This is a genomic window from Janthinobacterium sp. B9-8, assembly GCF_000969645.2.
In the GTDB taxonomy this organism is placed as follows: domain Bacteria; phylum Pseudomonadota; class Gammaproteobacteria; order Burkholderiales; family Chitinibacteraceae; genus Iodobacter.
In genome coordinates this window covers 414,232-435,850 of sequence record NZ_CP014222.1, presented here as the reverse complement: position 1 = coordinate 435,850, position 21,619 = coordinate 414,232, and the positions used below count along the sequence as shown (strand labels likewise).

Below are 21,619 nucleotides of genomic sequence, written 5' to 3'. Positions count from 1 at the left end.
CTTTGCGCTTTGGAAACCCGAAGCAAGCCCAGCACGCTCTATTGTGCAAACTACCTGCGCCCGCCAAACGCTTCTGACAGCATATCTTCTTGCGCCAATATCAACGTTTCAGCCAATGCGCCCCGCTCCCACTCCTGCATTGCCGGGTGCGCTAACATGACATCACGGTAAATTGCCGCATCATCAGGCAAGGGCACGTTGTAGCAATGCAAGCGCCAGACTACGGGTGCGTACATGGCGTCGGCAATGGAAAACGCACCAAATAAATATGGGCCCGCTCCTGCTAATTGACGAGCCTCACGCCAAATGCTGCAAATTCGCTCAATATCGCGTTTAGCACTCAATGCTAAATCGCCACCTTGTACACGAAGCTTAATATTCATGGGTAATACGCAACGTAAATTAGAAAACCCCGAGTGCATTTCAGCCGAAATACAACGCGCTCTGGCTCTGGCTCTTGTATGTTCGGGCCACATTTGTGGATAGCTTTCGGCTAAATATTCAGCAATCGCCAAGCAATCCCAGACATTAAATTCCTTATCATAAAGACAAGGAATCAAGCCGTTTTCTACGTATTCCCGATAAGCTTGCTCGCCATCCAACGGCGCACTCATTTCGATAAATTCAATATTAAAGTGCTTAAGCAATATCCAGGGACGTAGTGACCATGATGAGTAATTTTTGCTACCGATATACAGTTGGTACATAACCGCACTCCTTTGACCCTGCTGCAATAGACAGCTTAATCAATAGACTATGTCATGGAAGTAGCGATTGCCAGGCTGACTTTAAGCCCACAATCACAGCTTGCGTTTCATCAATTAACCACGCCCTCTTCCTCGGATAGGCTTTCAAGTAAAAGTATCGCAATCAGCTGCTAAGCTAATTTATGCTGATTGCTTATCTACTGCTGATTGCCAGCTTTATCTGTGGTGTTTGCCTATTGCAAGCCCAGCCCGGCTTGCCCCTGCTCTGGCCTGCGCTCAGTATTGCAGCATTGTTTTTTTTGCTCAGCCGCTGGCGGCTCCCTCAACTATTTTTAATGCTCAGCCTACTAGCGCTCGGCTTCTCATGGGCCAATTGGCGTGCGCAAATCCGTATGGCAGATCGCCTCAATCCAGTCCTTGAGCAGCAAGTCATTGAGATAACAGGCTTTGTGAGCGATTTGCCTCAAGCCAGTCGTTTTGGTACACGCTTTTTATTTAAGCCTGATGCGACTAATACGCGTTTACCCGGCAAAATTCAATTGCAATGGTACGGCCAGGCTGATCGGGTTAAAGCAGGGGAACATTGGCGGTTTTTGGTCAAACTCAAGCAAGTTCACGTACAAAGCAACCCCGGTGGCTTTGATTTGGAAAGCTGGTTTTTGCAGCAAGATATTGGAGCAACAGGCACAGTTAAATCAGGCGTGCTGCTTGCAGAAAAAAGCGCCGGGCTGCATCGGATACGCGCCCATTTACGCGATCGTATTCACCATGCCCTGCCCGATGCACCTTATCGTGGTGTCATTATTGCGCTGACTGTAGGCGATCAGGGCGGCATTTTGCCTGAGCAGTGGCAACGCTTTGCCGCAACCGGCGTGACCCATTTAATCAGTATTTCTGGCTTACATATCACCCTGCTCGCAGCGATGGCCGCCGCAACCTGCAACGGGCTTTGGCGACGCATTCCTCTGCTTGCTGCGCGCTTTGCCGCCCAACGTGCCGCACTCATTGCCGGAGTGATCACCGCGTTTTGCTATTGCCTGCTGGCAGGGATGGCCATCCCCACGCAACGCACCCTATTTATGCTAAGTATTGCTGCAATTTGCCTGTGGCGAGCCCAAGCCAGCGCTATTAGTGCCATTTGGGCCGCAGCGCTCTTAGTTACGGTTGTCATCGACCCTTTTGCCGTTTTATCCATTGGCTTTTGGTTATCCTACCTCACGGTGGGTGCACTCCTTTGGGCTGGCAGCAATCAGCTGGGCAAGAGTGCAAAATGGAAAACATGGGTCAGTAGCCAAGCAGCTGCCACTTTGGCTTCTGCCCCCGTTTTATTAGTGGTGTTTGGCCAACTACCACTGGTTTCCCCGCTCGCGAATGCTTTTGCGATTCCAATTGTCAGTATTCTTATTACCCCTCTTGCCTTGGCTGGCTTGCTCGATCCTTCCGGTTATTTACTCTACGGTGCAGAACGGCTTTTTGCCGCCACAGACTATCTGCTGCAATGGTGTACAGCACTGCCCACCATCGCCTTCAATATGCCCGGCCCCATCACCCTTTTACCCGCCGCATTCGGTGTGATGCTGCTGCTCCTGCCCCGTGGCATACCGGCGAGGCGGCTGGGGCTAATCTGCTGCCTGCCTTTATTTATCAGTAGCTCCGGCAGCATCCAGCCGGGGCAATACCGCGCCACAGTATTGGACGTTGGCCAGGGTCTCGCAGTTTTAGTGCAAACCGCCCAACATCAGCTGTTATTTGATACAGGCCAGTTGCCTAATGGCGAGCGTGTCTTACTGCCCGCTTTACGCAGCGCCCGCATTCGCCAGTTAGACGCGCTCATCCTGTCGCATAACGATAACGATCATATTGGCGCAGCCGAGCCGCTGCTTAAAAATATGCCCAGCCCGCTCATTTGGCATAGCCTGCCCGACGATCATCCACTCTGGGCCAACCAGAAGGCCAAGAGACAGCGCTGCCAAACGGGCACAACATGGGTCTGGGATAAAGTGCGCTTTCGCTTTATTTGGCCCAACGAACAAAACACAGCGCGCAGTGACAACGCCCAAAGCTGTGTTTTACTCATCGATAATGGCCAGCATCGCTTATTAATTCCTGCAGATATCGGCAAACATGAAGAAGCACGCTTAATTGAGCAGGGTTTAGGGCAAATTGATATTTTGCTTGTGCCGCATCACGGCAGTAAAACATCTTCATCCATCCTGTTTGTTAAGCAAACATCCCCGCAATACGCCATTTATTCAGCCGCTTATTTAAATCATTTTGGCCACCCTAAGCCAGAAATAACGGCCCGCTATGCCGCCGCCCAGGCACAAAATTTACGCACAGATCAAACAGGTGCACTGATTTTTGATGTGGGGGAAAAGATTAAATTAACGCGCTGGCGGCATGCTCATCCACATTATTGGCATCAACCCACAGGCCATTAAGTCATGGTAAAAGCTATTGTTTGTTAGCTTATATTCAGTTAACGTAAGTATTTTTTCAGAGCTTATGCCATGCCAATAAGACTCACTGGCCTTTACCGCTACCCGATTAAATCTAGCCAAGGGCAACGCCTGCAACAGAGCGAAGTACTCAGCAGTGGCCTACCTTTTGATCGCACATGGATGATCGCCCAGCCTAATGGCAAGCTAGTCACAGGCAGAGAGTTTCCCAAGCTGGTATTGCTGTCTGCAGAACCTAGCGATGACGGGCTGACTCTGAACGCCCCCGGCATGCCTTCGCTCTTTGTTGCCACTTCGCTATTTAGCCAGCTTCACCCTGCCAGTGTTTGGGAAAGCGAGTTCACAGCCCGTCATGGCGCAAGCAATGCAGATGCTTGGCTATCCGCTTATTTGGGTGAACAAGTGGTACTACTTTGGGCTGGCTTCGAGCTTAATCGCCACAGCTCCACCGACGTACCTATTGCCTTTGTCGATGGTCATCCCCTGCTGCTAATTGGCGAAGCTTCCCTTGGGGATCTCAGCGAGCGTGTTGGCCGCAGCCTGTCGATGCAGCGCTTTCGCCCTAATTTAATTGTGCGTGGTGGCGCAGCCTTTGCAGAAGACGGCTGGAAGAAAATCCGCATTGGCGAAGTGATTTTTAATTTTATCAAACCTTGCGAGCGCTGTGTCTTTACTACCATAGACCCAGAAACCGGCGAAAAATCCAGCGATCAAGAACCATTACGCACACTAGTTAAATACCGTAGAACTGCAGCGGGCGTTTTATTTGGTCAGAACATCAATGTCGAAAAAGGCGGAATCATCAGTGAAGGGATGGCCGTAGAAGTATTAGAGTAAGCATCCTAAGCCTTCATGCAACAAAACAAGCTAATGGCATAGTGAAAATCATTTAAGGTTAACGAAAACATAAAGTCGGCATCACGCCGGCTTTATGTTTTTCAATTGACTTCAACCACTCATTCCGCAGCTAAAGAGCGAACCCGCGCAATCACCTGATTACCGCTGCCCTTATATTCGACCGATTGAAACGAGAGCATCCGGGCCATGGAAATCCCACGCCCATGCGGGTCAAAAGCCCGCTCTGGTGACATTTCCAAAAAGGGCTGCCATTCAAAGCCTTTACCCTCATCGGTAATGGTAAAAATGATATCTTCGTCTTCACGATAAAAAGCGACTTTTACTTTACGCTTTTGATACTCAGGCAACGTTAAGCGAGCTTCCACTTCGTCTTGCCAGCAACCATGCTGCAAAAGCCGCGTTTTTTCAGCATAGCTAATCGCCAAATTGCCATGCTCTACTGCATTCACCAATAACTCTGACAACCCCAACGCCACCCGCTGAGGCTCTGGACAAGCATTTGAAAGCAATAAAGTAAGATGACGGGCTTCTTCTAGGGTTTGGAAATGAAACTCACCTTTCATCAGCAGCTGATAAGAGCTGGCTTGAGCGGCTAATTGCGCATCCAGCTGGCTTTTTTCACGATGAAAATTAACCGCCGCAGCCACAATTGCCAACAACATATCACGCTGAAATGGCTTGATCAGATAGTAATATGCCCCAGCTGCCAGCCCTTCGCGTACGTTTTCTGCCGCGCCCACTGCCGTTTGCATAATCACCGGCAGATGTTCAAACTCTGGCTGCTGGCGTAAACGAGCCAGCAACGCCATGCCGTCCATCCGCGGCATCATCCGATCAAGCAGCACCGTATCAAAAGCACGGTCTCGCGATAAAATATCCCAGGCAACCTCACCATCTTCGGCCACAACCACTTCATAGCCAGCATCTCCCAGATGCTCGGACAGGATTTCCAGATTAAAGGGTTCATCATCAACGATAAGTACCCTTGCCCGCTCTTGCATGATGCCTCCTTCTCTACGCATAAAGCCTCTATTCAAGCTTTCTAGCATACAAGCTTGTTTATAGCTTCTTAAACAAGCACAGCCGGAGCTTGAGCAAATTTTTCTTACGTATTATTATTTAAGTAAGTCATATAAGGCACTAAACTGCTGTGATAATTTATGGCCGGGATCAAGAATCAATAAGGGAATCGCCCTTTCATGAGATTCCCGCACTTTCACAGACGCACTCAAAAATACATCTAATACCGGCAAGCCCTGATCTTTTAATTCGGCCACCATTCTTGCGGGTAAACTGGCACGGGCTTGATATTGATTAACAATAATCCCTTCAACAACTAAATCAGCATTATGGTCATTGCGAATTTCGGCCACCCTATCAATCAAACCCAATAAAGCGTGGCGTGAAAATTCATCACAATCAAACGGAATCAAACAAGCTTGTGCAGAAATCAGCGCAGAAAGCGTAAAGAAATTTAAAGCAGGTGGCGTATCCAGCCATACCTCATCATAATCTTCGGCCAATTCATGCAGTGCTTCGCGCAATTTATATATTTTGTGCCGGGATTCTAATTTTGATTCTAATTCTGCAATCAAGGCATTCGAGGGTAGAATCGATAAACGCTCAAAAGGTGTGCGATGCACAAACTCACGAGTGGCTTTGGCATACATACTGAAATTAAGCACCTGATCAAAAAACTCAAACAAGCCAGGCTTAGCCAGATCAACACCAGCGCCCAATAAATAATGGCTTGAATTGCCCTGCGGGTCGAGATCAACAAGCAGCACGCGCTGGCCTGCTTTTGCAGCTGCCGCGGCCAGATTAACGGTAATGGTTGACTTCCCCACTCCCCCTTTTTGATTAAACACCACCCGGATCTTCATCTTTGCTGTCTCTTAGCCACTCATCATCAAATAGATGTTAGCAGCTCTGATTCATCTTGTATTGCGTTGCACAATTAGATGTAGCAATTATGATAGAAGATTGAAAAAACCGTCGGATTGCCACAAAAAAACAAGATGCAATAATGAAGGCATCATTTAAAACAAAGACTCGAACGGTAAAGATTGCCAACGACCATCTAATAAACCTTCTATGGGCTTATAGCGCACTTTGTAAGCCATTTTCCGGCACTGATCAATCCAATAACCAAGATAAACATAAGGAAGCTGCATTTCTTTGGCCAGACTAATTTGCCAAAGAATATTAAACACACCAAAGCTTGTTCCTGCCAGATCCGGATTATAAAAGGTATAGACCGATGAAATACCATCCTCTAACTGATCAATCAGGCTAACCATCTGCACTTGATTATCTTGGCTGAATTCTGCTAAAAAACTCGTAACATTACTTTTTAATATAAAATTTTGATATTGCTCGCGATTATCCTGATCCATTCCACCGCCCGCATGACGGGCCATTTGATAGCGCTGATACAATAAATAATGCGATTCTAAATACTCTAGGCCGAGCACCCTCACTTGCAAACCAGCATGCTGTTTTTGTGCGCGGCGCTGCGCCCGATCTGGCTTAAATTGAGCCACTGGCAAGCGAACAGGTACACAGGCTTTACAGTGATCGCACCAAGGCCGGTACACAAACAAGCCGCTACGCCGAAAACCATGCTGCACCAGCTGGCTATAGGCGTGGCTATCAATGAGCTCAGCAGGCACCGCCACTTGTGAGCGGGCTACCTGGCTATCCAAATAGCTGCACTCATAAGTAGCAGTGGTATAAAACTGCAACTGAGTAGTGCGCGTGCGCAGTGAATCATTCATCCATCTACCCTGTGTTGATAAGACCAAGGCCCGGCATGATGAGGAGCCTGGATCAGCAGCTTTAGCCTTTCCATAAACTCATCGCGCAAAATCTCCCGCGCGCCAAATCGAGCCAGATGATCGGTGCGCATTTGACAATCGATCAAGCCAAAACCCTGCTGCTGTAAATAACGCACCAAATGCACAAAAGCTATTTTTGAAGCATCGGGCTTTCTGGTAAACATGGATTCACCGTAGAACATTTTGCCGATGGCAATGCCATATAAACCGCCAGCCAGCTCGCCGTCGATCCAACACTCTGCAGAGTGGGCCCAGCCAGCACTATGCAATGCGCCGTAGCTGGCACAGATCTCAGCGCTGATCCATGTAGCAGCCTCGCCATCACGCGGTGCAGCACAGCCCTGCATGACCTCATTAAATACGGTATCAAAACGCACTTCATAGGGGCGATTACGCAATACTTTATCCAGCGATTTGGGGATATGCAGCTCATCAGGGAAAAGCACCATCCGTGGATTGGGGCTCCACCACAAAATAGGCTCGTCCGGCATAAACCAAGGAAAGATGCCGGATGCGTAAGCCGCCAGCACACGCCGGGGCGATAAATCACCGCCGGCTGCCAGCAAACCGTTGGGTTCTTGCAAAGCCTTTGAGAGTGCAGGAAATTGCAAACGATGATCAAGCCATGAAATCACAAATTATACGGCCTTACATTTAGCGCAAATGCCATACAAATACATTTCGTGATCCTGGATATCAAAGCCGTGTTCTTTAGCGATGGCATCCTGGCGTTTTTCAATTTCTGGATCATAAAATTCTTCAACCTGACCGCACTTCACGCAAACCAAGTGATCATGATGGCCACCTGCGCTCAGCTCAAACACCGATTTACCTGTTTCAAAATGGTGGCGTACCAAAATACCTGCTTGCTCAAATTGAGTCAGCACACGGTAAACCGTCGCTAGGCCAATATCTAAGTTGTCAGCCAACAACAGACGGTAGACATCTTCCGCTGTCATATGACGCTGCTCACCTGTCTCAAATAAGTTCAAAATTTTCAGACGAGGCCCTGTCGCCTTCAGACCCATCTCTTTTAATTCGTTTGCTTTACTCATGTGTTATCTCCCTGATTTAGGCTATATGCTTCGGCAAGCGGCCAGATCAGGTTATGATATAGCGTTTAAGTTGGTCACTCCAACCCGCTCTGGAAGAATATCGCCCATGATGAAGGCAAAAGTACTTATTTTGTTGCTCCCTATCGCGCTGATGACCTCGGCGTGCAGTGTTGCTAATTTTCTTACACCTTATAAGCTCGACATCCCCCAAGGGAACGAGATTACAGCCGATCAGGTGGCTCAGCTCAAAAAAGGCATGACGCGCTCGCAAGTGCGTTTTCTCTTAGGCACCCCTTTGCTGAATGATCCCTTCCATGCCAATCGCTGGGACTACCTTTATAGCGATGCACGCGGCGGTCAGCTAAAAGAAAAAAAGAGCTTCTTCCTTGTTTTTGAAGGAGATAGCTTAGTGAGCTTTGCGGGTGAAACATTACCGGCAGCCGTCAAATTTCCACCTGCTCAAGCTTCTGCAGCAAGTAGCGTAAGCTCCGCCCCCAGCAGCAAGGAATAAGCCTTATGACGATTAAAATCGCCATTGCTGGCAGCAGCGGCCGCATGGGCCAAATGCTGATTGAAGCCGTATTAGCCCAGCCTGATTGCCAGCTTTTTACTGCGCTGGATCGTGAAAACAGCCCTGCAATCGGCAAAGATGCAGCTGCTTTTCTTGGTAAAAGTTGTGGTGTAAACATTAGCGCTGGCTTCGCGAGTCTGGCAGGCGCAGATGTTTTAATCGATTTCACTCGGCCAGAAGGCACGCTACAACATTTAGCAGCCTGCCAGATGTACGGCGTAAATATGATTATTGGCACCACAGGCTTTGAGGAGGCAGGAAAAGCCGCCATTGAAGTAGCTGCTCATCAAATTGCGATTGTGCACGCCTACAATATGAGTGCAGGCGTTAATCTGCTCGTTAAGCTTCTTGAAGTAGCAGCTAAAACACTCAATACCGGTTACGACATTGAAATTCTGGAAATGCACCACCGCATGAAAGTCGATGCACCTTCCGGTACAGCCTTGATGCTAGGTGATGCGGTCGCTGGTGCTTTAGGCCGTAGCCTTGATGAATGCGCAGTTTATGACAGGCAAGGTATTACCGGTGAACGAGATCCCTCCAGCATTGGCTTTGCCACGCTACGTGGCGGAGATGTAATTGGGGATCACACGGTTATTTTTGCGGGAATGGGGGAGCGGATCGAAATCTCGCATAAGGCATCAAATCGTACGATCTATGCCCAAGGCTCTATCCGTGCTGCACGCTTTTTAAATGGCAAAAAAACAGGCCTGTTTAATATGCAGGATGTACTTGGTTTAAACGAAGTGATTTAAAACTTGGGAGCCCGCAATGCGCTGGCAAGACTTACGACGTAGCGATAATGTCGAAGATCATCGCAATGATGACGCCAGCAGCGGCAGAGCGGGCGGCTTGCCTATTGGGCAGCTGGGTATCGGTGGCGTGGTCATTGTGGCTGTGATTAGCCTGCTGCTTGGGCAAAACCCTTTACAAGTTTTAGGCCTTATTGCCAATCAAAGCGCTAGCCCGCCACGCACTCAGCAAGTACCAGCCAAACGCGAAGCCGTTAAAGATCAGGCCAGCGAATTTGCCAGTAGCATTCTGGCTTCAACAGAAGACGTCTGGGATAAAATTTATCCGGAAGCCTTTGCCTCAGCCTATGAGAAGCCCAAGCTGCATTTATTCAGAAAAAAAGTGGAATCAGCTTGTGGTGGCGCTTCGTCTGCAATGGGCCCCTTTTATTGCTCCGCCGATAAAAAAATTTATATAGACCTCAGCTTTTATGACGAGCTAGCCAAACGATATGGTGCACCGGGGGATTTTGCCAATGCCTATGTGCTGGCTCATGAAGTGGGCCATCATGTGCAAAATATCTCCGGTATTTCTGGCAAAGTACACCAGAAACAACAGCAGGTTTCAAAAAAGCAGGCCAATGCTCTCTCTGTAAAACTTGAACTGCAAGCAGATTGCTTCGCTGGCGTATGGGGACACTATGCGGCACAAAATAAACTGCTTGAGCCTGGCGATATTGAAGAAGGCTTAGCTGCGGCCAATGCCATTGGTGATGACACCCTGCAACAGAGTGCAGGGCAAGCGATCACGCCTGATGCATTTACTCATGGCAGCTCTGAACAGCGGATGTATTGGTTTAAACAGGGTTTGGATAGCGGCTCGGTCAGCCGCTGTAATACCTTTGCTAAGAAATAGCGCGGTCTATTCAGCAGGTCTGCAGTAAAAAAAATTCGGGTGCTGTGGTCAATCAGCCCAGACTATTTATTGCGCTATTCTTCCAGCATTTAAGCCTTTTTTACGGCGAACAGAAACGACAACGGAGCGCGAGTGCGCTCCGTTGCTTCTTGCGGTAAAACAGATGAAATACAAAACTGAAGGTTAATGTTAATAAAAACAACTTTCACTTCAACAGCAGCTACAGGAAAAACACGTACAAAAAATACTACGGTACGGCCACATCTACAGCTACAACAACCTTAACAGTACTTACATCTACATCTAATACACGCAAAGAGCATTTACTACGACACCTGATGGCCTTCATGTGATGGCTTGGTTCTGTGCCTTCACTGCACTACAGGCATCCAGCAAAACGACACATTAGCCGTGTCGCAACGGGGGTAAACTGCACCTCCGCAAACAGCACTTCTTGGAAACTATTCATTCGATCTCCTTTTGCTGTCGCTGGAGATTTAGTTATACACCTAGGAATTCAATCCTGCAACATAACCTGATGACCAAGCCCATTGAAAATTGTATCCGCCCAGCCAGCCGGTCACATCCACCACTTCGCCAACAAAGAACAAACCCGCTATTTGGCGCGATTCCATGGTCTTAGACGATAGCGCCTGCGTATCCACCCCGCCGCGCGTCACTTCCGCTTTTTTATACCCAACCGAGCCTGAAGGTACGATGCGCCAGCAATGAAAGCTTTCTGCTATCGCCAATAATTCTTTAGCCGAATATTGTTTCAGTGGCTTGATATCTCCCCACTCTGCCAGCCACGCCTGCACAAGGCGCTTGGGCAATCGCTCAGAAAGAATAGTGCTGATTAAGGCATCACGATTGGCTGCAGCCCAAATTTCATCAAAATCTACATCGGGCAATAAATCAATTTCCAGCGTATCGCCCGCTCGCCAGTAGCTGGATATTTGTAAAATAGCCGGACCAGATAGACCCTTATGCGTAAGCAAGATCGCCTCTCTGAACTCTATATCACCACAGCTCACGATCGTGTCTTCGATCGCCACCCCTGCTAAATCAGTCCATAAATCTTGTGGCTGAAAAGTGAGCGGCACCAAGGCTGCGGCCAAAGGCAGTACGGGTATATCAAATTGTTTGGCAATCTCATAACCCAAGCCCGTTGCACCAATAGGTGGAATCGATAAACCGCCACAGGCAACGACTAAAGAGCTGCAGAGCCAGGTTTCTCTGCTTGTGATCACCTCAAAGCCAGCATCTGTCTTTTGAATAGCCACAATGCCTGTATCCATGCGCCAGATCACACCGCCCAGATCCACTTCGGCTTTCAGCATATCGATAATGGCTTGCGAGCCTTGATCGCAAAAAAGCTGGCCCAAGGTTTTTTCGTGATAGCCCAAACCATATGATTCAACCATTTTGATAAAATCAAACTGGCTGTATTGCTTAAGTGCAGATTTTACAAAATGCGGGTTTTCTGATTGATAACAGCTGGCCAGCGTGTTCAAATTAGTAAAATTACAACGCCCGCCCCCAGAAATACGAATTTTTTCAGCCAGCTTTGTAGCATGATCGATCAGCACGACTTTACGGCCCCTCTGGCCAGCGGTTGCAGCACACATCATTCCAGCCGCACCGGCCCCAATTACGATCACATCTACAACATTTTGCATAACACTCCCCACGCAAGCTGGGCTAAAACGGCGTATTGTAACCCACTATCTAAACTGCTTACGGTGCAACGATGAATCCTGATGATGTCCTCTCTTTTTGGTTTGGCGAACAACGAGAAGTCCGTGCAGAATGGTTTCGAAAAGATGCAGAGTTTGATACCCAAATCAGTACGAAATTTCTAGCCACAGTTGAAGCAGCAGCGCAGGGCGAGCTGAATCACTGGCTAGAAACACCTCTCCACAGTTTGGCCTATATCATTTTGCTCGATCAGTTTCCTCGCAATATCTTTAGAAATAGCGCTCGCTCTTTTGCCTACGATCATCTGGCTTTGCAAGCAGCTAAAAACATGATTCATGCAGGATTGAATACCCAGCTTCAAACGCTGGAACAGTTATTTATCTATTTACCCTTAGAGCATTCCGAAAACTTAGCTGATCAAGAGCTGACGCTTTCCTTGATGAGCCAATGGCAAAATGAGCCGCAATTACAGGGGTTTTATGATTACGCAGTCAAACATCACGCCGTGATTCAGCGCTTTGGCCGCTTCCCCCACCGCAATGCCCTATTAGGGCGCAGCTCAACAGCTGAAGAATTAAGTTACCTCACTTTACCGGGGTCGGGTTTTTAATTAGTTTTATTTGGCATTTTTACAAGCGCAAAGCCTATACGATAGAAGTTAGAATCAATGCTCCCAGAATCAACCGGATTGCCCACGATGTATCAGCTTATCGCCTCCGATCTTGATGGCACCTTACTTAATAACGCACATATGGTCGATGCCTATACCGCAGACACTTTGCAACAGCTAGAAAAAAACGGCGTTCAATTTGTCATTGCCACAGGCCGTCACTATTTAGACGTGATGGGTATTCGTGATGTGCTGGGTATCCACGCTCACCTGATTACATCCAATGGCGCGCGTATTCATAGCCCTGAAAATCAACTGATCCATGCGGAGAATATTCAAGCATCTGTCGTGCAGGAATTATCACAAGCCGAATTTGCAGCAGGCACCTTGCTCAATTTTTATCTTGATGATGCATGGCTAATCGATCAGCACAGCCAATATTTACTCGATATGCATCAGGACTCTGGCTTTAGCTATCAGCTCAGCGAGCTGGCCAAACACCACGGCGAAGGCGTCGCGAAAGTGCTCTATATTGGCGATCACGAACATCTGCTCAGCGTAGAAAAAAAACTACGTGAGCGATTCGGCAACACGCTCTATATCACCTTTTCTATGCCTGATTGCCTAGAAGTCATGGCAGCAGGCGTCTCCAAAGGTCATGCCCTGCAAGTAGTATTAGGGCGCTTAGGCCTCTCAACAGAGCAATGTATTGCCTTTGGCGATGGACAAAATGATCTGGAATTGCTGCAAACCGCAGGACACCCACGACTCATGAGCAATGCAAATCCACGCCTTGTGGCCGCCCTGCCTGATGTCTTAACAATTGGTAGTAATGAAGAATCCGGTGTTGCCAAACATTTACGCACCGCATTCAAAATGGCGCATTAATCCATTCCTCTATTCCCGAGGGCCGCTTCGCAGCCCTCGCTTGCGCTGTTTTTCCAGCGCTTTATGTCAAATCTCAATATCTTTTGCTTCACAGCCTCCATACTTGAAATACTCGTATTTCTATAAATTCATCTATCCTAATTCTTAGTGAGTGATCCGCCTGTCTTGCAGCATTTTTTTTGTTCTGATATAAATAGTACTAACACGAACAATTAAAGCCTTACTTAATGGAAAACTTCCAAGTCACCATCCGTGAACTGGTTCGCTGCTACCAAGCTTTTGAGCAATTATCCAATCGGCACATCCGTGCGATGGATTTAACACCTGCACAATTTGACATTATTGCTACGCTTGGCAATACACAAGGGATGAGCTGCCGTGAGTTAGGTGAAAAAACGCTCATTACAAAAGGAACACTTACAGGGGTACTTGATCGCTTAGAAACACGCGGGATCATCAACCGGGAAACCATCAGTGAAGACAGACGCAGTTTTCGGGTTTATCTAAGCCCCAAAGGAGAGGCCCTCTTTGAAAATACATTTACTCGGCATCTAGAATACATCCGTCCTTTTTTTTCTGATCTGTCTGAACAAAAACTGGTCGAAATGACTAACATACTCGCGGAACTTCGCAGCAAGTTTCAAGACTAAGTGATTATCATTTAGCCAACCCAGACCCTATTAAATAGTGAATAAAATGAGTAAAACACAATACGATGGCATCCAGATTCTACTGCACTGGTTAGTGGCCCTTCTCATCTGTACGGCCTTTGGCCTCGCGTGGACCATGGAAGAAATGCCATTATCCCCAGCCAAATTCAAAGTCATCTCGTGGCACAAATGGGCAGGCATCACCGTACTAGGCTTAGTTGCTATTCGTCTTATCTGGTTAAAAGTCAAAGGCGCACCCAGCGCCGATCCTAGCCTGCCAGCATGGCAAAGCAAGCTGTCTACCGGCGTGCATCACCTGCTTTATCTTCTGATGTTTGCCATGCCCCTGTCTGGCTGGCTAATGAGCTCCGCAAAAGGATTTCCAGTTGTTTATCTGGGCCTCTGGCAAATGCCTGATCTGATTGCAAAAAATGCAGAACTTGCCGATTTGTTTGCCAATAGCCACGGCCTATTTGCAACTGCATTACTGGTATTAATTGGGCTACATGCTGCAGCAGCACTCAAGCATCACTTTATTGATAAGGATGCCATTCTGGCCCGTATGCTGCCTTTTTTACGAAAAAAATAAACAGCCATTTCGCTTACCTAAACCATTTCAGTTTGCCCCAGGAGAATGCAGTGATTCGTCATATTCTTAGCGCTACACTACTTACCGCACTGAGCTTCTCTGCAAGTGCAGCCCAGACACTCGTCCCACAAAAAAGCAAAGTTGATTTCAACTTTAAACAAATGGGCGTCTCAGTTGATGGCGGCTTTAAAAACTTTGCCGCCAAAGTCGACTTTGACCCTGCCAAACCTGAAAAAGCACAAGCCGAAATTATCGTCGACTTAGCCAGCATTGATGTAGGTGGTAACGATGGCAATACAGAAGCCAAAAAGAAAGCATGGTTTGACGTGGCCAGCTATCCTAAAGCGACCTTTATTGCCAGCAGTGTCAAATCGCTGGGTAATAATAAATTTGAAGCAAAAGGTAAATTAACCATTAAAGGCATCAGCCGTGATGTAACCACCCAGCTCACAGCCAAACCTGAGGCAGGTAATCTGGTTGTAGAAGGCAATTTACCTATTTTACGCTTGCAATATAAATTAGGTGATGGCATGTGGGCAGATACTGATACCGTAGCAGACCAAGTGACCGTTAAATTTAAAATCACCCTTGCTGGCACCGCTAGCAAATAAGTTTTACCCACCCACTGGAGTCAGAAGATGAAGCGTTTTATCGCCACAGCATTATTAGCAGGTTTAACCAGCACTGCATTTGCCGCACCTGTTGTATATCAATTAGACCCATCACATACCTACCCTAGCTTTGAATTAAGCCATATGGGCTTTTCAATTCAAAATGGGCGCTTTGATAAATCAAGCGGCACTATCACGCTAGATGCAGAAAAGAAAACCGGCAGCGTAGATATCAGCATTGATACACGCAGCCTCAATAGCGGTTGGGAAAAACGCGATGCACACGTTAAAGGCCCAGATTTTTTCAATACAGAAAAATTCCCAGCAATGACTTTCAAATCCAATAAATTGATATTTGAAGGTGACAAATTAGTTGCTGTTGATGGCAACTTTACTTTGCTAGGTGTAACCAAGCCACTTACATTAGCAGTTAGCAATTTTAAATGTGATATGCACCCAATGATGAAAAAGCCCGCTTGCGGTGCAAATGCTAGCGCAACAATCAAACGCAGCGAATTTGGTATGAGTACATATGTACCTAATATCGGTGATGACGTTAAGCTCAGCATTGCAGTAGAAGCAGTACAAAAATAAGCAGATATAAGATTCAATAAAAATGGCTTCCTGTATAGGAAGCCATTTTTATTATCTAAATACTAAATACTTAGCACTACTCTTTGAAAGACATTCACCATCAGATCTCTATGAGATCAATGATGACAATATAAAAACACCAATCCTTTATCAATAAAACCATCATTAATATTTCATTTGCAGGAACCATTAAGAATCCCCCTAATTTTCGCGTAGGCCAAGTTAGCGGCTTGAACGTGCGAGGTTTACCTCGCTCAGCGATATTGCGTAACCCGACAGCAAACCACAGATGGTTGTGCAGTTACGCTGCAGCTGCCTTCTTCCGCGCAAAGCAAAACCCCCGCCTCTTTCGAGTACGGGGGTTCTGTTTACTGCATAAGGTGTCTGGCAATGACCTACTTTCACACAGGTAATCTGCACTATCATCGGCGCTAAGGTGTTTCACTGTCCTGTTCGGGATGGGAAGGAGTGGGACCACCTCGCTATGGTCGCCAGACTTTAACGGGTTAACACGTTGTGCTTATTGCTCCACAACGCATTCAGTTCAATAGAAGAAGTAATTCAATACTCAAACTTAACTCTTAATCTGGGTAGATTATACCGTCGCGCACACGCGTCTCAGGTTATAGGATCAAGCCTTACGGGCAATTAGTATCGGTTAGCTTAACACATTACTGCGCTTCCACACCCGACCTATCAACGTCCTGGTCTCGAACGACCCTTTAAAAGGCTTAAAGCCTTGGGGAAATCTCATCTTGAGGCGAGTTTCGCGCTTAGATGCTTTCAGCGCTTATCTCTTCCAGATTTAGCTACCCGGCGATGCCACTGGCGTGACAACCGGTACACCAGAGATCTGTCCACTCCGGTCCTCTCGTACTAGGAGCAGCCCCCCTCAAATTTCCAACGCCCACTGCAGATAGGGACCAAACTGTCTCACGACGTTTTGAACCCAGCTCACGTACCACTTTAAATGGCGAACAGCCATACCCTTGGGACCGGCTACAGCCCCAGGATGTGATGAGCCGACATCGAGGTGCCAAACTCCGCCGTCGATGTGAACTCTTGGGCGGAATCAGCCTGTTATCCCCGGAGTACCTTTTATCCGTTGAGCGATGGCCCTTCCATTCAGAACCACCGGATCACTATGTCCTGCTTTCGCACCTGCTCGACTTGTCTGTCTCGCAGTTAAGCCGCCTTATGCCATTACACTATCAGTACGATGTCCGACCGTACCTAGGCGACCTTCGAGCTCCTCCGTTACAATTTGGGAGGAGACCGCCCCAGTCAAACTGCCTACCATGCACGGTCCCCGATCCGGATAACGGACCAAGGTTAGAACCTCAAAGGGGTCAGGGTGGTATTTCAAGGACGACTCCACACAGACTAGCGTCCATGCTTCAATGTCTCCCACCTATCCTACACAAACCACTTCAAAGTCCAATGCAAAGCTACAGTAAAGGTTCACGGGGTCTTTCCGTCTAGCAGCGGGGAGATTGCATCTTCACAAACATTTCAACTTCGCTGAGTCTCAGGAGGAGACAGTAGGGCCATCGTTACGCCATTCGTGCGGGTCGGAACTTACCCGACAAGGAATTTCGCTACCTTAGGACCGTTATAGTTACGGCCGCCGTTTACTGGGACTTCAGTCAAGAGCTTGCACCCCATCATTTAATCTTCCAGCACCGGGCAGGCGTCACACCCTATACGTCGTCTTTCGACTTTGCAGAGTGCTGTGTTTTTGATAAACAGTCGCAGCCCCCATTTCTCTGCGACCCATTTCTGCTCCAGCCGCAAGGGCCTTCACATACTCTGGGCTCACCTTCTCCCGAAGTTACGGTGATAATTTGCCGAGTTCCTTCTCCTGAGTTCTCTCAAGCACCTTAGAATTCTCTTCCTACCCACCTGTGTCGGTTTGCGGTACGGTCAATATAAAGCTGAAGCTTAGAGGCTTTTCTTGGAAGCATAGGATCAATCACTTCAGTCCGAAGACTTCGTCGTCACGTCTCAGCGTTAAAGCAGCCCGGATTTGCCTAAGCCACACGCCTACTCGCTTAAACCACCTATTCCAACAGATGGCTGACCTACCTTTCTCCGTCCCCCCATCGCACTTTACATCGGTACGGGAATATTAACCCGTTGTCCATCGACTACGCATTTCTGCCTCGCCTTAGGGGCCGACTCACCCTGCGCCGATGAACGTTGCGCAGGAAACCTTGGGTTTTCGGTGTGCGGGCTTTTCACCCGCATTATCGCTACTCATGTCAGCATTCGCACTTCCGATACCTCCAGCATCCTTCTCAAGACACCTTCGCAGGCCTACGGAACGCTCCTCTACCATATGCACATCGTGCATATTCGCGTCTTCGGTTATCAGTTTGAGCCCCGTTACATCTTCCGCGCAGGACGACTCGACCAGTGAGCTATTACGCTTTCTTTAAATGATGGCTGCTTCTAAGCCAACATCCTGGCTGTCTATGCCTTCCCACCTCGTTTTCCACTTAACTGATTATTTGGGACCTTAGACGGCGATCTGGGTTGTTTCCCTCTTGACCATGGACGTTAGCACCCACAGTCTGTCTCCCATGCTCGCACTTGACGGTATTCAGAGTTTGCCATGGTTTGGTAAGTCGCGATGACCCCCTAGCCATAACAGTGCTTTACCCCCGTCAGTGATACATGAGGCACTACCTAAATAGTTTTCGAGGAGAACCAGCTATTTCCAAGTTTGTTTAGCCTTTCACCCCTATCCACAGCTCATCCCCTAATTTTGCAACATTAGTGGGTTCGGACCTCCAGTGCGTGTTACCGCACCTTCATCCTGGCCATGGATAGATCACTTGGTTTCGGGTCTACGCCCAGCAACTATGCGCCCTATTCGGACTCGGTTTCCCTACGCCTCCCCTACTCGGTTAAGCTTGCTACTGAACGTAAGTCGCTGACCCATTATACAAAAGGTACGCAGTCACCCCATTTTTCAAGGGCTCCCACTGTTTGTATGCATCCGGTTTCAGGTTCTATTTCACTCCCCTCCCGGGGTTCTTTTCGCCTTTCCCTCACGGTACTGGTTCACTATCGGTCGATGATGAGTATTTAGCCTTGGAGGATGGTCCCCCATCTTCAAACAGGATTTCTCGTGTCCCGCCCTACTTGTCGCATGCTTAGTACCAACCAATCTTTTTCGTGTACGGGGCTATCACCCACTGTCGCCAGACTTTCCAGACTGTTCCACTAAAGTTTGATTTATCACATGCAGGCTCTTCCCATTTCGCTCGCCACTACTTTGGGAATCTCGGTTGATTTCTTTTCCTTCGGCTACTTAGATGTTTCAGTTCGCCGAGTTCGCTCTACACTGCCTATGTATTCAGCAGTGAGTGACCCAAAAGGGCCGGGTTTCCCCATTCGGATATCTACGGATCAATGCTTATTTGCCAGCTCCCCGTAGCTTTTCGCAGGCTAACGCGTCCTTCTTCGCCTATCATCGCCAAGGCATCCACCAGATGCACTTAGTCGCTTGATCCTATAACCTCAAACACGTGTTGCACTCTATTCGTCAATGAAGACGAGCAAAGCGATTCACATCCTTAAAGTATCTGATTTCGCTTTGTTTGCGACATCGATCATTCAGTTCTGACTTCGAATAATCGATTTTGATACAATCTACCCTTATTTATTTCTAAATTTGAGTATTACTTCTTCTATTTTTTTAAAGATCAAAGATACGTCTTGCTGATTTTAGAAATCAGAAATAAAGCATCGTCCCAAGCCTAAACTGAACCTGAGACAGTATTTTATTTCTTGTTTCTATTAAGTTTATTCCACCACTCCAAGAGAATGGTGGAGGCTAACGGACTCGAACCGTTCACCCCCTGCTTGCAAAGCAGGTGCTCTACCAGATGAGCTAAGCCCCCAAATTACTTCGCGATGCTTCGTCATTCAATCTCTCGTTTACTTTAGTAAACGTCGAGATTTCATTTCTCGCCTCGCTTGCAATTACTTTTCTGCAATTCAAAACCAAACTGGTCGCTCTTTGACAGAGCTTTCCAACCATGCACTCCAAGGAATGAATGGTGGGTCAGACAGGAATCGAACCTGTGACCCCCGCCTTATCAAGACGATGCTCTAACCGACTGAGCTACTGACCCAATGTGATTTTCACGAAAACTTCTCGTATCTTCTTTTCTACAGTCGATGAGTGTGAGTACTCAATCCAAAAGACTTTCTCTTGAAAGGAGGTGATCCAGCCGCAGGTTCCCCTACGGCTACCTTGTTACGACTTCACCCCAGTCATGAATCCCACCGTGGTAAGCGGCCTCCTTACGGTTAGCCTACCTACTTCTGGTGAAACCCATTCCCATGGTGTGACGGGCGGTGTGTACAAGGCCCGGGAACGTATTCACCGCGACATGCTGATCCGCGATTACTAGCGATTCCGACTTCATGGAGTCGAGTTGCAGACTCCAATCCGGACTACGATCGGTTTTATGAGATTAGCTCCACCTCGCGGCTTGGCAACCCTCTGTACCGACCATTGTATGACGTGTGAAGCCCTAGCCATAAGGGCCATGAGGACTTGACGTCATCCCCACCTTCCTCCGGTTTGTCACCGGCAGTCTCCTTAAAGTGCCCAACTAAATGGTAGCAACTAAGGACAAGGGTTGCGCTCGTTGCGGGACTTAACCCAACATCTCACGACACGAGCTGACGACAGCCATGCAGCACCTGTGTTCAAGTTCCTTGCGGCACTCCTCTATCTCTAAAGGATTCTTGACATGTCAAGGCTAGGTAAGGTTTTTCGCGTTGCATCGAATTAATCCACATCATCCACCGCTTGTGCGGGCCCCCGTCAATTCCTTTGAGTTTTAGCCTTGCGGCCGTACTCCCCAGGCGGTCTACTTCACGCGTTAGCTGCGTTACTAAGGAACGAATTCCCCAACAACTAGTAGACATCGTTTAGGGCGTGGACTACCAGGGTATCTAATCCTGTTTGCTCCCCACGCTTTCGTGCATGAGTGTCAGTATTAGCCCAGGGGGTTGCCTTCGCCATCGGTGTTCCTCCGCATCTCTACGCATTTCACTGCTACACGCGGAATTCCACCCCCCTCTGCCATACTCTAGTTGAACAGTTTGCAATGCAATTCCCAGGTTGAGCCCGGGGCTTTCACATCACACTTAATCAACCACCTGCGCACCCTTTACGCCCAGTAATTCCGATTAACGCTTGGACCCTACGTATTACCGCGGCTGCTGGCACGTAGTTAGCCGGTCCTTATTCTTCCGGTACTGTCATCCCCAATGGATATTAGCCACTAGGATTTCCTCCCGAACAAAAGCGCTTTACAACCCGAAGGCCTTCTTCACGCACGCGGCATTGCTGGATCAGGCTTGCGCCCATTGTCCAAGATTCCCCACTGCTGCCTCCCGTAGGAGTCTGGACCGTGTCTCAGTTCCAGTGTGGCGGATCGTCCTCTAAGACCCGCTACAGATCGTTGCCTTGGTGAGCCTTTACCTCACCAACTAGCTAATCTGATATCGGCCGCTCTAATAACGAGAGGTCTTGCGATCCCCCTCTTTCCCCCTCAGGGCGTATGCGGTATTAGCTATCCTTTCGGATAGTTATCCCCCATTACTAGGTACGTTCCGATATATTACTCACCCGTTCGCCACTCGTCAGCGGTGCAAGCACCCTGTTACCGTTCGACTTGCATGTGTAAAGCATGCCGCCAGCGTTCAATCTGAGCCAGGATCAAACTCTTTAGTTTAATCTCTAAGCTAGTACTTACTGGCTTACTTTATTCGGCACATCCATCGCTGAATATGCCTTACTCATGTAAGCACTTGTTTCGCT

At 48.0% G+C, this 21,619-nt stretch carries 18 protein-coding genes, 2 tRNA genes and 3 rRNA genes; 11 read left to right on the top strand and 12 right to left on the bottom strand.

The window, feature by feature from the left end; translation table 11 throughout:
* Positions 1-50 precede the first annotated feature (50 nt).
* Entirely contained in the window at positions 51-707 is a 657-nt protein-coding gene (locus VN23_RS01825; protein ID WP_046353467.1) for a glutathione S-transferase, read from the bottom strand.
* A gap of 182 nt (positions 708-889) precedes the next feature.
* Between VN23_RS01825 and VN23_RS01820 the strand changes: the two genes are divergently transcribed.
* Positions 890-3,148, top strand: a complete 2,259-nt coding sequence (locus VN23_RS01820; protein ID WP_046353468.1) for a DNA internalization-related competence protein ComEC/Rec2 — start codon at positions 890-892, stop codon at positions 3,146-3,148.
* 69 nt (positions 3,149-3,217) lie between these two features.
* Positions 3,218-4,003, top strand: coding sequence for an MOSC domain-containing protein (locus VN23_RS01815; RefSeq protein WP_046353469.1), 786 nt, complete (start codon positions 3,218-3,220; stop codon positions 4,001-4,003).
* A gap of 119 nt (positions 4,004-4,122) precedes the next feature.
* On the opposite strand, the gene VN23_RS01810 is transcribed toward VN23_RS01815, so the two are convergent.
* The 5 genes from VN23_RS01810 to fur form a co-directional block, all read right to left on the bottom strand.
* A complete protein-coding gene (locus VN23_RS01810) occupies positions 4,123-5,046 on the bottom strand; it encodes a response regulator (protein ID WP_197433001.1) in 924 nt (307 codons plus the stop codon).
* A gap of 93 nt (positions 5,047-5,139) precedes the next feature.
* Positions 5,140-5,907, bottom strand: coding sequence for a ParA family protein (locus VN23_RS01805; protein ID WP_046353471.1), 768 nt, complete (start codon positions 5,905-5,907; stop codon positions 5,140-5,142).
* Positions 5,908-6,063: 156 nt separating this feature from the next.
* Positions 6,064-6,801 carry an arginyltransferase gene (locus tag VN23_RS01800; RefSeq protein ID WP_046353472.1) on the bottom strand — a complete coding sequence of 246 codons (738 nt, stop codon included), beginning with the start codon at positions 6,799-6,801 and terminating at the stop codon, positions 6,064-6,066.
* A complete protein-coding gene (aat, locus tag VN23_RS01795; RefSeq protein ID WP_046353473.1) occupies positions 6,798-7,496 on the bottom strand; it encodes a leucyl/phenylalanyl-tRNA--protein transferase in 699 nt (232 codons plus the stop codon). Before aat ends, VN23_RS01800 begins: the two co-directional genes overlap by 4 nt.
* Positions 7,497-7,499: 3 nt before the next feature.
* The gene (fur, locus tag VN23_RS01790) at positions 7,500-7,916 is read right to left on the bottom strand and encodes a ferric iron uptake transcriptional regulator (protein ID WP_046353474.1); all 417 of its coding nucleotides are present in this window, start codon (positions 7,914-7,916) and stop codon (positions 7,500-7,502) included.
* Positions 7,917-8,022: 106 nt separating this feature from the next.
* Between fur and VN23_RS01785 the strand changes: the two genes are divergently transcribed.
* The 3 genes from VN23_RS01785 to ypfJ are packed head-to-tail and all read left to right on the top strand — an operon-like array spanning position 8,023 to position 10,134.
* The gene (locus tag VN23_RS01785) at positions 8,023-8,427 is read left to right on the top strand and encodes an outer membrane protein assembly factor BamE (protein WP_197433000.1); all 405 of its coding nucleotides are present in this window, start codon (positions 8,023-8,025) and stop codon (positions 8,425-8,427) included.
* 5 nt (positions 8,428-8,432) lie between these two features.
* Positions 8,433-9,242, top strand: a complete 810-nt coding sequence (dapB, locus tag VN23_RS01780; protein ID WP_046353475.1) for a 4-hydroxy-tetrahydrodipicolinate reductase — start codon at positions 8,433-8,435, stop codon at positions 9,240-9,242.
* Positions 9,243-9,258: 16 nt separating this feature from the next.
* Complete coding sequence (gene ypfJ, locus VN23_RS01775; protein ID WP_046353476.1) at positions 9,259-10,134, top strand: KPN_02809 family neutral zinc metallopeptidase; 876 nt, start codon at positions 9,259-9,261, stop codon at positions 10,132-10,134.
* Between the two features lie 509 nt (positions 10,135-10,643).
* On the opposite strand, the gene VN23_RS01770 is transcribed toward ypfJ, so the two are convergent.
* Positions 10,644-11,813, bottom strand: a complete 1,170-nt coding sequence (locus VN23_RS01770) for an NAD(P)/FAD-dependent oxidoreductase (RefSeq protein WP_046353477.1) — start codon at positions 11,811-11,813, stop codon at positions 10,644-10,646.
* 71 nt (positions 11,814-11,884) lie between these two features.
* Here VN23_RS01770 and VN23_RS01765 point away from each other — a divergent pair, with 71 nt between their 5' ends.
* The 6 genes from VN23_RS01765 (at position 11,885) to VN23_RS01740 (ending at position 15,774) form a co-directional block, all read left to right on the top strand.
* Positions 11,885-12,442 carry a DUF924 family protein gene (locus tag VN23_RS01765; RefSeq protein WP_046353478.1) on the top strand — a complete coding sequence of 186 codons (558 nt, stop codon included), beginning with the start codon at positions 11,885-11,887 and terminating at the stop codon, positions 12,440-12,442.
* An 87-nt stretch (positions 12,443-12,529) separates the two neighbouring features.
* Entirely contained in the window at positions 12,530-13,330 is an 801-nt protein-coding gene (locus VN23_RS01760) for a Cof-type HAD-IIB family hydrolase (RefSeq protein ID WP_046353479.1), read from the top strand.
* A 227-nt stretch (positions 13,331-13,557) separates the two neighbouring features.
* Positions 13,558-13,980: a MarR family winged helix-turn-helix transcriptional regulator gene (locus VN23_RS01755; RefSeq protein WP_046353480.1), complete on the top strand. Its 423-nt coding sequence runs from the start codon at positions 13,558-13,560 to the stop codon at positions 13,978-13,980.
* A 46-nt stretch (positions 13,981-14,026) separates the two neighbouring features.
* On the top strand, positions 14,027-14,569 hold the full coding sequence (locus VN23_RS01750) for a cytochrome b (protein WP_046353481.1): 543 nt from the start codon (positions 14,027-14,029) through the stop codon (positions 14,567-14,569).
* Between the two features lie 50 nt (positions 14,570-14,619).
* The gene (locus VN23_RS01745; RefSeq protein WP_052746782.1) at positions 14,620-15,180 is read left to right on the top strand and encodes a YceI family protein; all 561 of its coding nucleotides are present in this window, start codon (positions 14,620-14,622) and stop codon (positions 15,178-15,180) included.
* A 27-nt stretch (positions 15,181-15,207) separates the two neighbouring features.
* The gene (locus VN23_RS01740; RefSeq protein ID WP_046353482.1) at positions 15,208-15,774 is read left to right on the top strand and encodes a YceI family protein; all 567 of its coding nucleotides are present in this window, start codon (positions 15,208-15,210) and stop codon (positions 15,772-15,774) included.
* Positions 15,775-16,156: 382 nt separating this feature from the next.
* On the opposite strand, the gene rrf is transcribed toward VN23_RS01740, so the two are convergent.
* The 5 genes from rrf to VN23_RS01715 all read right to left on the bottom strand — a co-directional run bounded on the left by rrf (position 16,157) and on the right by VN23_RS01715 (position 21,533).
* Positions 16,157-16,270, bottom strand: a 5S ribosomal RNA gene (rrf, locus tag VN23_RS01735).
* A gap of 131 nt (positions 16,271-16,401) precedes the next feature.
* A 23S ribosomal RNA gene (locus VN23_RS01730) occupies positions 16,402-19,291 on the bottom strand.
* 315 nt (positions 19,292-19,606) lie between these two features.
* Positions 19,607-19,682: transfer RNA gene (locus VN23_RS01725), tRNA-Ala, on the bottom strand.
* A gap of 157 nt (positions 19,683-19,839) precedes the next feature.
* Positions 19,840-19,916: transfer RNA gene (locus VN23_RS01720), tRNA-Ile, on the bottom strand.
* Positions 19,917-19,999: 83 nt separating this feature from the next.
* Positions 20,000-21,533 (bottom strand): 16S ribosomal RNA (locus VN23_RS01715).
* The 16S, 23S and 5S rRNA genes sit together here with 2 tRNA genes alongside, the layout of an rRNA operon.
* Positions 21,534-21,619: the final 86 nt, after the last annotated feature.